The sequence below is a fragment of the Acidovorax sp. Root70 genome, from assembly GCF_001428225.1.
Lineage (GTDB): Bacteria > Pseudomonadota > Gammaproteobacteria > Burkholderiales > Burkholderiaceae_C > Acidovorax.
The window spans coordinates 350005-362582 of record NZ_LMHQ01000012.1 but is presented as its reverse complement, the minus strand read 5'-3'; the positions used below and the strand labels follow the sequence as shown (position 1 = coordinate 362582).

Below are 12578 nucleotides of genomic sequence, written 5' to 3'. Positions count from 1 at the left end.
AATGAAAGCAATCAGAGCAAATCAAGCGCCCGTACGGGCTGGCCGGGTGCGGGTGGACTACATGCCGGGCGCGGCAGCATCGAGGGATTCAGTACCTACAAAATCTCAGGCGTCCACGCCAAGCGTAGAGGGCTCGAAAAACACGCTGCAAATAAAGGGCCGCCCGGGTGTGTCCGAGGCGCGGCAACTTGCGGACTTGGCAACCGATGGCATTGCGACCAATGCAATCACAGCAACAACCTATCTAGGGGCGACGCAGCCGAACGTCTCCCTTACTGAGATGGTGGCGAGCCTGCAGGACCATGGCAGACGGATCAACGGCAACGACCTCTCAGCGGCAGAGCAGATGCTTACCGCTCAAGCTATCGCCCTCAATGCCATCTTTGCGGAGATGGCTAGGCGTGCAGCTCTCAACATGGGGCAGCACCTCGACGCCACGGAAAAGTACATGCGACTGGCACTCAAAGCGCAGGGGCAGAGCAGGGCGACGATTGAAACGCTTGCCGCCATCAAAAACCCGCCTGTGGTCTATGCCAAGCAGGCCAATATCACCAGCGGGCCCCAGCAGGTGAACAACGGCGCGCCGACCTTACCCGTGCAAGCGTGCGGCGAGCCTCTAGGCATGCCCGCACACGAACAATCCGGAAAGACGGCAAACGAACTATTGAGGGTTTCAGATGACACACGGATGGACGCAGGAGCGCCGGGAGCGGCAGGCTTTACTAATCCGGGGCTGGCAACCGTGGGCCTACTCCACGGGGCCGAGGTCCGAGGCAGGACGCGTCAGAGCCTCACAAAATAGCTTCAAGCACGGGGCACGGTCCGCAGCGGTCCTAAGCCTTCGGCGCGAACTCAGCGCCCTTACCGAGCAGTTCTGCAGCGCGTGAGGTGGCCGCAGTTTTTATTTGGCCTTGTACTTTTCCAGCACCGAGTTTGACCATTCCGTCAGACACTGGCCGAGCTGGGCTGACTGCGCATCCGACAAATTGACCACGCCAAATAGCACTTGGTCAAATTTCCGCCCCGCGACCCGCACACCTATCTGAATCGGTTGCTTGTCGCTGATGCTCTGCAGGAGCGCTGACAGCGGCTTGAGCCCTGTTGCGTAGAGGATGTATCGCGGGTCTTCGCCTTTGTTAATCACGGTGCCCTCGCGGACCGTTGTCCGTGGCGCTCCTTGACCCTTGAACCACACGTTCGCTATTTGCAAGTGACGAACATGCTTCTGTGAGTTGGCAGTGCCCACCAACTTGGCGTCAATCTCAGAAGCTCCGCCCTTCACGAGGCCGCCTAGTGGGTCGTAGACGGCGAACGAGCCATTGAACATCAGGGCCTTGCCCGAATTGGTCAACTCAAGCCCTGAGACCACAACCCCACACGATGCGACCTTGTCGCCGTCAAAGGACTGTTGCACCTGGCCTTGGAACAGTGCCTCGGTAAGCGTGTCTGCGTGGCTGGCGAACGCAAGGCAGGCTGCTGCTGTCACTGCTGCGCGTTGAATGGCTCTCTGCATCTGTAGTCCGCCCCTGTGATGTTGGCTCGCAGTATGCGTTGCAGAGCATGGGGGCGCAAACCCGAAACGACGCACCGCTGGCTACATGGTGGCTACACGACCACACCAAAAGAAAAACCCCACTACCAAATTGATAGCGGGGTTTCCTTTGTACTGGCGGAGAGGGTGGGATTCGAACCCACGGTAGTGTTGCCACTACGCCTGATTTCGAGTCAGGTACATTCGACCACTCTGCCACCTCTCCTGTGTGTCGAAGCCTTCGATTATAGCCAGATTTTCAAGACTTGAGCACAGCTACGCCGCCCAGCCAGGGTCGTAGCACCTCGGGCACCGTCACGCTGCCGTCGGCCTGCTGGTAGTTGTAGTTCCGGCACGGCGAGGCCCGAGCCTCTGAACTCCGAGGCGATGGGTAGCCTGATGGGTAAGCGGTTGACTCGACAGCTATCCGCCCATGCGCCGCCGCATCCTGGCAATCCCAAACATGGCAACAAGCGAGGACAAACCGATCAGGCCCCACTCAGACAAAGTGGGGATGCTCGAGGGAGAGGGCACTGTGGGCGGTGAGCCAATGACTACCGTGAAACTGTCCGCACTGGGCCCGGCACCCCATGTCCAGACATACGTTCCGTTGGTCAAGCTCATGCCAGCAAGGGTCTGGGCATTCCAGGTAGCCGATGACGTGATGGCGCTGCCCGAAACATAGCCGGGAGGAACAAAAAGACGGTTACTGCTCCCGATGATGCCGGTCAGGCCGCCAGTCGTCACATCAGCATTGAAGGTCGTCGCCGATGCGCCAAAGGAGGTGGGCCCGGCCACCCCGTTGAACATATCCATCGCCGTAAACACGCTCGGGGTGCCGCCTATGTACAGCAGTGCCGATGCACTGCGAACCAGCGGGAGCGTACTTGCCGGGCCGGCAGAAACGAGGCCGGTGGTGTTGATAGAGCCGCTGCCACTAGCCACTACGTTCGCGCCGCTCTGATAGACGTACACGGTATAGGCGGCAAATGACTGCGTGCTCAGACACAGCAAAGCACTGGCGGCAATCTGTTTGAATTTCATCGGATTGTCCCCTCTCGCGGAACATTGTGCATGATGCAGGACGCATTGCCCGCCCCCCCGACCAAGACGGTGCCCCCTCTTGGAAGGCGATCAATTCGGCACTATCTACAGCAAATGTCGGGATGCTTGGCGGTAGTGATGGTGCTCCTGCAGGCGACTCAACCATGAGTGTCGATGTGGTAGTCATCCTCGCCTCCACAGCTTGATAGTCCGCATCGCCCAGCAGTCCGTGCCGCACCTCTCTCCCTCGAACTACTCCTCGCCAAAACGCCCATGGCCAAGGGTCACACGCCTTCTTCACCCCATCCGACAGGCGGGTGTTTGGTGTCCATGCCAGATTGCCCGCAGCGGGCGGTGTTTGCGACTACGCCGCCGCCAGCACCGCCACACCACCCATGTAAGGCCGCAGCACCTCGGGCACCGTCACGCTGCCGTCGGCCTGCTGGTAGTTTTCCAGCACCGCCACCAGCGTGCGACCCACGGCCAGGCCTGAGCCGTTCAGGGTGTGCAGCAGCTCGTTCTTGCCCTGCGCGTTCTTGAAGCGGGCTTGCAGGCGGCGGGCCTGGAAGGCTTCGCAGTTGCTCACCGAGCTGATCTCGCGGTAGGTGTTCTGCGCGGGCAGCCACACTTCCAGGTCGTAGGTCTTGGCAGCGCCGAAGCCCATATCGCCAGTGCACAGGCTCATCACGCGGTAAGGCAGGCCCAGCTTCTGCAGCACGGCCTCGGCGTGGCGGGTCATTTCTTCCAGCGCGTCGTAGCTATTGTCGGGATGCACGATCTGCACCATCTCGACCTTGTCGAACTGGTGCTGGCGGATCAAGCCGCGAATGTCGCGCCCGCCGCTCCCAGCTTCTGAGCGGAAGCATGGTGTATGGGCCGTGAGCTTGATGGGCAGGTCGGCCTCTGGCGTGACCACGTCGCGCACAAAGTTGGTCAAGGGCACTTCGCTGGTGGGAATGAGGTACAGCGCGGTGTTGTCGGGCACGGGCTCGCCGTCCTGGCCGCCTTTCTTGGCAGCGAAGAGGTCGCCCTCGAACTTGGGCAGCTGGCCCGTGCCCTTGAGGGAGTCGGCGTTCACAGCGTAGGGCACGTAGCACTCAGTGTAGCCATGCTCTTGCGTCTGCACGTCCAGCATGAACTGGGCGAGTGCACGGTGCAGGCGGGCGATCGGGCCCTTCATCACCGTGAAGCGCGAGCCCGAGAGCTTGGCGCCCATGTCGAAGTCAAGGCCCAACGGGGTGCCCAGGTCCACATGGTCTTTCACCTCGAAGGTGAAACTGGGAGGGGCGCCCCAGCGGCGCACTTCCACATTGCCGGTTTCATCGCTGCCCACGGGCACGGATTCGTGCGGCAGGTTGGGCACGGCCACCAGCATGGCCAGCAGCTCGGACTGGATCTGTTCCAGGCGGGCGGCGGATTGTTCCAGCTCCACCTTGCCTGCGGCCACCTGGGCTTTGACGGCTTCGGCGCCGTCCTTGTCACCACGGCTCATCAGCATGCCGACCTGCTTGGACAGCTGGTTGCGCTGGGCCTGCAGCTCTTCGGTGCGGGTCTGCAGCGTCTTGCGCTCGGACTCCAGGGACTGGAAAGCGGAGACATCCAGGAAGGCCTGGGGCTTTTTGCGGGTTTCCAGCCGCGCGATGGCGGTGTCGAGGTCTTTGCGGAGGAGAAGAATGTCTAGCATGGCGTGGATTTTAAAGGGGTGGTCGGTGCCGGCTCAGGCCAGGCTTGCCGGGTCAAAGTTGGCGCCGCAGAGAATCAGGGCCACCGTTTCCTGCGGCTGGGGTTTGTAGGCGCCGGTCTGCAGCGCGGCCAGGCCCAGCGCGGCGGCGGGCTCTACGGCCAGCTTCAGCTCCTTCCACAGCCACAGCTGGGCGGCGCGGATAGCGTCGTCGGGCAACAGCAGCGCGTCGTGCACATGGCGCTGGCTGACTTCCCAGCCAATGGCACCGATGCGCTTGGCGCCCAGGGAGTCGGCGGCCACGCCACCCACTTCCACATCCACGGGCTGGCCTGCAGCGCGCGCCGCATGCAGGGTGGGCGCGCGTTCGGGCTCCAGCGCGACCACATGGGCCCGGCTCTCCACCCACGCAGCCACACCGCCAATAAGGCCGCCACCGCCCACGCTGACCAGTACCGTGTCGGGCAAGCGACCGCCTTGCTCTTCCATCTCCAGCGCCAGCGTGCCTGCACCGGCCACCACTTCGGGTTGGTCATAGGCATGGGCCTGCAGCGCACCCGTGGCCTTCTGGCGGGCCACGCAGGCTTCAAAGGCTTCGGCATACGCGGCGCCGGTGACGACCACTTCAGCGCCCAGCGCCCGCAAGCGGGCGCGCTTGGCCTCGGGCGAGACTTCGGGCACAAACACCTCGCAGCGCACGCCCAGCGCCTGGGCAGCCGCCGCCACGGCAATGCCGGCGTTGCCGCCTGAAGCGATGATCACGCCGCTGTCGGGCACGGGGTTGGCCAGCAGCCGGTAGAGCATGCCGCGCGCCTTGAAGCTGCCGCCCACCTGCAGATGCTCCAGCTTGAGCCAGACCTCAGCACAGTCCACTCCCAGGGACTTGCCAGACAGGCGCATCAGTGGCGTGGTGCGCAGAAAGTCGGGCTGGGTGGCCAGTTGGCTGCGGGCGGCGACGATGGCGGCGCGGTCGATCATGCGGGGCTCCGTGGGGCAGGTGATGTCAAAAGAAGGGGCAGTGTAGGGGCTGCTCGCAACATGCAGACACAACGCGGACTGCATGTGCGCCGCCCTCCTGCCGATAACATGGGCAGGGCAGCACCCCCCGCACATGCGCTGGCGGGCCTGCGCGCAGGAGAAAAAGCATGTTCTTTGTATTCGGCCCGTCGGGCCAGATGTACCGTGGCGGCCCTGAAAACCTGGCGCGCATTTCTGCCGTGCGCAGTGTGCAGCGCCCGCAGGCCCTGCGCACGCGGCCCATGGACGTGCAAGACAGCCAGACGGTGCCCGTCTTCACGGCCCCGCCCCGCCCCACGGTGGCCCACACCAACGCTGCCGCATCGCCCTCCGTCGTCAACCTGCGCCTGCAAGACGCCGTGACCGCCTACGCGCAAACCGAACAAGGCCCCCAGGCCACCACCCGCCAGCCGCTGACGAAGGTGAGCGACGTGATGACCACCGGCGGCCTGGGCGTGGCGCCAGACGCGCGCGTGAACGATGCCTGGCAGACCCTGGCCGAGCACAAGGTGGCCCAAGCCCCTGTGGTGGATGCGCTGGGCCGCGTGATCGGGCTGCTGCTCCGGGCCGACATGGCGCCGCTGGACTTGCTGCCCGAGCCTGGCGCCGTCAAGGAGGCCATCGCCCTGGCGCGCCGCCCGGTGTCCGAGGTGATGGTGAGCCCCGTGCCCACCGTGGCGGCCGACACCGAACTGCGCCGCGTGGCCGCCGTGCTGCTGGACACCGGTCTGCCCGGCCTGCCGGTGACCGATGAGGCCGGGGTGCTGTCGGGCTTTATCTCGCGTACCGACATCCTGCGGGCGGTGGCGGCCGACCCGCCACTGGATCTGTGGAGCGGGCCTGCGGTGTCGCTGTAGTGGCCCTACCATGCCGTCTGGCTCTTAAAAAGAAGCCAAATGTGCCGCTAGTGCAATCTTTTTATGCGCTTTCAGCTATCAATTCAGGAGCAATCCAGATGCCGTGCGGGTCAACCTCCGACAGGCCCTGTCTCCGGCCTTCGCTGCGAGATTTCCAGGCCTGTGGCCGCGTCGATCTTGAGCCCCTTGGGCAGCGGGAATTTCACGGTTTCTTCGATGCCAGCCATGGTGCGCACCGACACCGCGCCCAGCGCCTTGATGCGATCAATGACCTGCTGCACCAGGATTTCCGGGGCTGAAGCGCCCGCGGTCAGTCCCACGCGGGCCAGGCCGTCAAACCATTCGCCTTTGAGCTCTTCGGCACTGTCCACCATGTAGGCGGTGGTGCCCAGCTTGGCGGCCAGCTCGCGCAGGCGATTGCTGTTGGAGCTGGTGGGGCTGCCCACCACGATCACCACGTCCACCTGCGGGCTCAGCACCTTGACGGCGTCCTGCCGGTTCTGCGTGGCGTAGCAGATGTCCTGCTGCTTGGGCTCGCGCACGCTGGGGAAGCGCGCACGCACGGCGGCCGAGATCTCGGCAGCGTCGTCCACGCTCAGCGTGGTCTGCGTGACCACAGCCAGTTTCTCGGTCTGCGCAGGCTGCACGCGGGCCACGTCTTCCACGTCTTCCACCAGGTGGATGCCGTGGTCGAGCTGGCCCATGGTGCCCTCGACCTCGGGATGACCCTTGTGGCCGATCATGATGAATTCGTAGCCTTCTTTGGCGAGCTTGGCCACTTCGACGTGCACCTTGGTCACCAGCGGGCAGGTAGCGTCAAAAATGCTGAAGCCACGCGCCACGGCCTCTTGCTGCACCGCCTTGCTCACGCCGTGGGCACTGAAGACCAGCGTGGCGCCGGGTGGCACGTCCGACAGCTCTTCGATGAAGATCGCGCCCTTGGCCTTGAGGTCGTTCACCACATAGGTGTTGTGCACGATCTCGTGGCGCACATAGATGGGGGCGCCAAATTTCTGGATAGCGCGCTCCACGATCTCGATGGCGCGGTCCACACCGGCGCAAAAGCCGCGCGGCTCGGCCAGCAGGATTTCTTGCGGCGCCTGCATCACAGGATCCCGATCAGCTGCACTTCAAAGGTCACGGGCTGGCCCGCCAACGGGTGGTTGAAGTCGAACAGCACCGCGCCATCTTCACGCACCTGCATCACGGCCCCGGCGTAGCTGCCCTGGCCGTCGGGCGTGGGGAACTGCACCACATCGCCCACGTTGTACTTTTCGTCGGGGTCGCCCAGCTCGTTCATCAACTTGCGCGCCACCCACTGCTGCATGTCGGCATTGCGCTCGCCAAAAGCCTCGCCCGCAGGCAGCTCGAACGTGGTGCGCGTGCCTTCGGCCAGGCCCAACAGGCGCTGCTCCATGGCGGGCGACAACTCGCCCGTGCCCAGCGACAGGGTGGCGGGTTTGTCAGTAAAAGTGTTGATCACATCCCCCGCCGGGCCAGCCAGGCGGTAGTGCAGCGTGAGGAAGGAGCCCGGCTGAACGGTGGGAAGGGGGGTGGCGGTAGTGGTCATGAGAGTCCCGATAAACTGCCCCGATTGTAGAAAACCGGGGAAACCCCTATCGGCTGGGTCCATCGGTGCCCTGCCCCGTACGTAATTTCCTCGCGCCATGCCCCTCAAAGACCTGCCCGCCGATGCCCAGCCCCGCGAAAAACTGCTGGCGCGCGGCCCCGCCGCGCTGGCCGATGCCGAGCTGCTGGCCATCCTGCTGCGCACCGGCATCGTGGGCAAGGGCGTGCTGCAGATGGCGCAGGAGCTGCTGGACCCGCCCGGCATCGACCCCGACACGGGCGCCGTCACGGGCGGCTTTGGCGGCATTGCCGGACTGCTGCACACCAGCGCGGCCGACCTGGAGCGGATCAAAGGCCTGGGCCCCGCCAAACGCGCCGAGCTGGTGGCGGTGCTGGAGCTGGCCCGCCGCGCCCTGGCCCAGCAGCTGCGCGAGCGCGAGGTGTTCGACTCGCCCGACACCGTCAAGCACTACTTGCAGCTGCACCTGGCCGCCAAAGGGCACGAGGTGTTTGCCGTGCTGTTTCTGGATGCGCAGAATCGCCTGCTGGCGCTGGAGGAGCTGTTTCGCGGCACGCTCACGCAGACCAGCGTGTACCCGCGCGAGGTGGTGCTGCGCGCCCTGCACCACCAGGCCGCAGCCGTGGTGCTGGCCCACAACCACCCCAGCGGCAGCGTACAACCCAGCCGCGCCGACGAAGCGCTGACCCAGACCCTGAAGACCACGCTGGCCCTGGTGGATGTGCGCGTGCTCGACCATGTGATCGTGGCGCCGGGGCAGGCCCTGTCGATGGCGGAGAAGGGCCTGGTGTGACAGCACCTGCACCCGCACCGGCCCGCCCACCGACGGCACTACACACCGCGCTGGCACGGGCTGCACGTGGCAACGGGGCACCCGAGGAAGCCAGCGCCCCCGCCCCTGCGCCTACCGCGCCCCGGTCCATCCGGCGCGCAGGCCTGGCCGACAAAAAAGCAGCGGCCAAGGCGGCCATGCGCCCGCTGCGCCATGCCCCTGCCGCGCCCGCAGCCGCAGACAGCACCGCACCACCCCGCCGCCGCGCCCCGCCGGCCCCACGGCGCGCGGGCGAACGCATCACCCAGCTGCAGGACCTGGCCACCGTGGCCCGCCGCCTGCGCGAGGAGCAGGAGCGCCGCGAGGCTGAAGAAAAAGCCCGCCGCGAAGCGGCTGCCCGGGCCGAGGCCGAGCGCCACCTCTTCAGCCGCAGCGTGGGCCCCGTCACGCCGCTGCGCAATCCCAACGTGGCGCGGCTGCGCAAGCATCTGCCTCCACCGCTGCCGGTGCAGCACTGGCTGGACGAGGAGCGGGTGCTGATGGAATCGATCAGCGATGACTTCGACGTGAGCACCCTGCTGGACACCGACGACCAGCTCAGCTTTCGCCGCCCCGGCATTGGCGTGGAGGTGACACGCCGGCTGCGCGCGGGCCATTGGAGCATTCAGCGCCAGCTGGACCTGCACGGCCTGCGCGTGGACGAGGCGCGCGAGGCGCTGGGCGACTTCATCCGCCACGCCCACAAGATCGGCCTGCGCTGCGTGCGCGTGGTGCATGGCAAGGGCTTGGGCTCGCCCGGCAAGAGCCCCGTGCTCAAGGGCCGTGTGCAGCGCTGGCTGGTGCAAAAGAACGAGGTGCTGGCCTTTGTGCAGGCACGGCCCATGGACGGGGGCGCGGGGGCGCTGGTGGTGCTGCTGCAGCCCGTTCTGCGAAAAAACTCATAAAAAAAGCCGCAAGCGCATGATTTATTTGCGCTTGCAGCTATCAAAAACAGAGCAAATCAGAGACAACCGGGACATGCAGCGGTGGCGCGGTGAAGGCGCGCACCGCCACATTCCCTGCGGCGGTGGGCTGATGCTTACTTGGACAGGTCCACGCCGTACTTCGAAGTGCCCTTGCCCGAGCCATCATCGGCCGCTAGCAGCGACACATTGCCCAGCCCGGCCGCTTGCGCCACGCTGAGGGCATTGGCACCCGAGCTGAACACCACCGGCCCCGCCACCGTGGCCTTGGCAAAGCGCCAGCTCTTGGCAGCGCCGTTGGCAGCGCGGGTCACGGCGGGGTTCTTGCGGATGTAGTCGATCACCACGTCGCGGTTGGCATCGGGCGAGGCCCAGATGGTGCCTGAGCCGTCGAGCTTGTCGATGAAGCTCTTGCCGCTGGTGGCGCGGTAGTTGTTGGTGGCAATCACGAACTCCTGCGCCGCGTCGATGGGCTTGCCCAGGTAGGTGAGGTTCTTGATGCGGCTGCCCACGGCCTGCGTCACGTCGATCTCGTACTGCACGTCGGCCGTCGTGAACATGTCGAAGTTGTAGCCAGGGAAGGTGCTGATGAGCTGCTGCTCGCCCGTCTTGGCCGGGTCGATCTGGTTGAAGCGCTTGGCAGCGGCCTCTAACCAGTTCTTAATGTCAGCACCGTTCACCTTCACCGCGTACACCGTGTTGGGATACAGGTACAGGTCGGCCGCGTTGTTGATGGCCAGCGGGCCCACCGCCACGTCGGTGTAGTCGGCCCCGCCCTGGAAGCCGCTCTTGAACGGTGCGCTCACCGACAGCACGGGCAACGCAGCGTACTGCGGCAGGCTGGCCTTGAGGTAGGCCGCCACGTAGGCCTGCTGGGCCTGGTTCACGATCTGGATCGCGCCGGGGTCACCCACATCGGCAAACAGCGTGCTCATGCGGAAATCGGTCTGGCCGATCGGTGTCTTCACATACTTGATCGCGGCCTGGTGCTGCGTCTCGATCAACGGGGCGATGGCAGGGTCTGCATCCACAGTCACCGTGGCACCTGCGGCATTCTTGCTCTGGATGTTGCGCAGCTCGCTCTTGCTGGCGGACTTGTTGACCACCCACTTGGCGCCATCCCACTGCAGCGCCAGCTGCACCACGCCCAGCGCCTTGCCCCACGAGCTGGCCATCACCGCCGGCACGCCGTTCACAGTGCCTGCCTTGTGGTCCACGCCGGCCAAGTTGAAGCTGGGGGTGGCCGCCGTGTCGGGGAACACGCCGTGCTGGTGGCCCATCACCATCGCGTCGATACCGGCCACCTTCGACAGGTACAGGCCCGGGTTCTCCATGGTGGCCGAGTAGGCAGCATTGTCGAGCCCGCCGTGCAACAGCGCCACCACGATGTCGGCACCCTTGGCGCGCAGTTCAGGCACGTACTTGTTGGCGGATTCGACTGCGCCTTCGGTATAGACCTTGCCTTCCAGGTAGCGCTTGTCCCAGTTCATGATGCCGGGCGTCGTGAAACCGATCACACCGATCTTGATGGGCAGCTTCACTTCCTTGCCATCGGTACCCTTGGCCACCAGCGTGCGCTCCAGCAGCGCATAGGGCTGCACCAGCGGCTTCTTGGTCTTGCTGCTGTACACGTTGGCCAGCACGGCGGGGTAGCCTGCGCCTGCGCACTTCTTGGTGGCATCGACGCCATCCACGTCCAGCCCGCCACCCAGCACCTGGTTCAGGAAAGGCAGGCCGTAGTTGAACTCGTGATTGCCCAGCGTGCCCGCATCAAATCCCAGCGCGCCCATGGCCTTGTACATGGACAGCTGCTGCGTGCAGGGGATGGGGCTGATGGTGGCCTCGTAGTCGGCCAGCGCGGTGCCCTGGATGGTGTCGCCGTTGTCCACCAGCAGCGTGTTGGCAAACTCCTTGCGCGCGGCGCGCACCAGCGTGGCGGTGCGCTCGAAGCCGTAGGACTTGTCATCGGCGAGCTTGAAATAGTCGTAGCTGCGCACGTTGAAGTGCAGGTCGGTCGTCTCGAGCACGGCCAGCGTGGCTGTGGCGCCTGCGTTGCTGCTAGCGCTGTCGCTGCCACCGCAAGCGGCCAGCGACGCGGCCAGGGCCACCAACCCCAGCGTGGCCACGCGGCGTGAAACACGCGAAGAAGAAATCAAAAAACCCGGAGTGCGCTCAGGCATGAACAGTCCCTCATTGAAACAAGGGACCGAGTGTCTGGGCCGGGTTTGACAGCGGTGTGACGCGACGGCGGCGCCGCAACACCCGCGCAGCGCCCCGCGGTCAGGGCGCCGCGTGTCGATTCAGCCGATGCGGTACACGTCGCCGTTGTGGGGCGAGGCGCTCTCGTGGAATAAATCTTCCAGAAACTGCACCAGCTCATGCTCTGCGACAAAGTCGGGGATCACAAAGCCAGACGGCGTGCGCTTGCCGTCAGCGCCCACGCGGTAGGCCTGCCACAGCGGGCCCTCGCGCCGCACTTCGACGATGCGGCCGAACACGTTGAAACGCGGGTGCACGCTGGCGTCTTGGCGCGGCCCTGGTGCGGGAGCCGACTCAGCGGCGGTCATGGCATGTTCTCCAGACGCGATGAGCCATCAGCCCGGGACCGGAGGGGACGCCTGCGGCGCCACCGAGGCAATCAGGTCCACCTCCACAGTGGCGCTCTTGGGCAGCTGCAGCACCCCCACCGAGGTGCGGGTGTGGGCACCCGCCTCCCCCAGCACGGCAAACAGCACCTCCGAGGCGCCATCGGCCACCTCGCTTTGCTGCGTGAAGGTGGGCGCCGACTGCACGTACACGGTAATGCGCAGGATGGACTGCACGGCATCCAGCGAACCCAAGGCGCGCTGCAGCAGCGCCAGCGCCCGCATCGCGCAGACCTTGGCGGCCTTTTGCGCATCGGCCAGCGAGACAGCGGCACCCGCCGCGCCGGTGACGACCACCGTGTCGCCCACGCGCGGGATCTGCCCGCTCAGGTAGATGTGGTGGCCGTCCCGCACCAGCGGCACATAGTTGCCGCCGATCTTGATCTCGCCCTCAAAGCTGTAGCCCAGCGCCTGGGCCTGTTCCTGGAATCGTGCGTCGCGTGACATTGAAATGGTTCTCCTGCAAAAAAGCTGCCGCCTT

Annotated in this window: 13 protein-coding genes and 1 tRNA gene; 4 read left to right on the top strand and 10 right to left on the bottom strand. The window is 65.3% G+C overall.

Annotated elements, in window-relative coordinates:
• The first annotated feature begins 1 nt into the window (after position 1).
• Positions 2-802 carry a hypothetical protein gene (locus ASD94_RS23530; protein ID WP_156391379.1) on the top strand — a complete coding sequence of 267 codons (801 nt, stop codon included), beginning with the start codon at positions 2-4 and terminating at the stop codon, positions 800-802.
• A gap of 99 nt (positions 803-901) precedes the next feature.
• Here the strand turns inward: ASD94_RS23530 and ASD94_RS09265 are convergent, their stop codons facing one another.
• From ASD94_RS09265 to ASD94_RS09245, 5 genes are all read right to left on the bottom strand, one after another.
• Entirely contained in the window at positions 902-1513 is a 612-nt protein-coding gene (locus ASD94_RS09265) for a hypothetical protein (RefSeq protein ID WP_056641676.1), read from the bottom strand.
• A gap of 154 nt (positions 1514-1667) precedes the next feature.
• A tRNA-Ser gene (locus ASD94_RS09260) sits at positions 1668-1757 on the bottom strand.
• Positions 1758-1954: 197 nt separating this feature from the next.
• Positions 1955-2575, bottom strand: a complete 621-nt coding sequence (locus tag ASD94_RS09255; protein ID WP_056641674.1) for an IPTL-CTERM sorting domain-containing protein — start codon at positions 2573-2575, stop codon at positions 1955-1957.
• A gap of 364 nt (positions 2576-2939) precedes the next feature.
• Positions 2940-4259 (bottom strand): serine--tRNA ligase, encoded by a 1320-nt coding sequence (gene serS, locus ASD94_RS09250; RefSeq protein WP_056641672.1) that lies wholly within the window; start codon positions 4257-4259, stop codon positions 2940-2942.
• Between the two features lie 33 nt (positions 4260-4292).
• The gene (locus ASD94_RS09245) at positions 4293-5234 is read right to left on the bottom strand and encodes a threonine/serine dehydratase (RefSeq protein WP_056641669.1); all 942 of its coding nucleotides are present in this window, start codon (positions 5232-5234) and stop codon (positions 4293-4295) included.
• A 167-nt stretch (positions 5235-5401) separates the two neighbouring features.
• Between ASD94_RS09245 and ASD94_RS09240 the strand changes: the two genes are divergently transcribed.
• A complete protein-coding gene (locus ASD94_RS09240; protein ID WP_056641666.1) occupies positions 5402-6130 on the top strand; it encodes an HPP family protein in 729 nt (242 codons plus the stop codon).
• Positions 6131-6240: 110 nt separating this feature from the next.
• On the opposite strand, the gene ispH is transcribed toward ASD94_RS09240, so the two are convergent.
• Both ispH and ASD94_RS09230 read right to left on the bottom strand, forming a co-directional pair.
• The gene (gene ispH, locus ASD94_RS09235) at positions 6241-7236 is read right to left on the bottom strand and encodes a 4-hydroxy-3-methylbut-2-enyl diphosphate reductase (protein ID WP_056641662.1); all 996 of its coding nucleotides are present in this window, start codon (positions 7234-7236) and stop codon (positions 6241-6243) included.
• Positions 7236-7700, bottom strand: coding sequence for a peptidylprolyl isomerase (locus tag ASD94_RS09230; RefSeq protein ID WP_056641658.1), 465 nt, complete (start codon positions 7698-7700; stop codon positions 7236-7238). The genes ispH and ASD94_RS09230 overlap by 1 nt, the downstream gene beginning before the upstream one ends.
• 97 nt (positions 7701-7797) lie before the next feature.
• Between ASD94_RS09230 and radC the strand changes: the two genes are divergently transcribed.
• Together radC and ASD94_RS09220 are read left to right on the top strand one after the other, a co-directional pair.
• Positions 7798-8511 (top strand): DNA repair protein RadC, encoded by a 714-nt coding sequence (gene radC, locus ASD94_RS09225; RefSeq protein WP_056641656.1) that lies wholly within the window; start codon positions 7798-7800, stop codon positions 8509-8511.
• Positions 8512-8687: 176 nt separating this feature from the next.
• The gene (locus ASD94_RS09220) at positions 8688-9434 is read left to right on the top strand and encodes a Smr/MutS family protein (RefSeq protein ID WP_369818052.1); all 747 of its coding nucleotides are present in this window, start codon (positions 8688-8690) and stop codon (positions 9432-9434) included.
• Positions 9435-9568: 134 nt separating this feature from the next.
• Here ASD94_RS09220 and ASD94_RS09215 read toward each other — a convergent pair whose 3' ends face one another.
• The 3 genes from ASD94_RS09215 to ASD94_RS09205 all read right to left on the bottom strand — a co-directional run bounded on the left by ASD94_RS09215 (position 9569) and on the right by ASD94_RS09205 (position 12544).
• Complete coding sequence (locus tag ASD94_RS09215) at positions 9569-11632, bottom strand: bifunctional 2',3'-cyclic-nucleotide 2'-phosphodiesterase/3'-nucleotidase (protein WP_108626754.1); 2064 nt, start codon at positions 11630-11632, stop codon at positions 9569-9571.
• A gap of 120 nt (positions 11633-11752) precedes the next feature.
• Complete coding sequence (locus tag ASD94_RS09210) at positions 11753-12019, bottom strand: hypothetical protein (protein ID WP_056641653.1); 267 nt, start codon at positions 12017-12019, stop codon at positions 11753-11755.
• Between the two features lie 27 nt (positions 12020-12046).
• Positions 12047-12544: a RidA family protein gene (locus ASD94_RS09205; RefSeq protein ID WP_056641650.1), complete on the bottom strand. Its 498-nt coding sequence runs from the start codon at positions 12542-12544 to the stop codon at positions 12047-12049.
• Positions 12545-12578 lie beyond the last annotated feature (34 nt).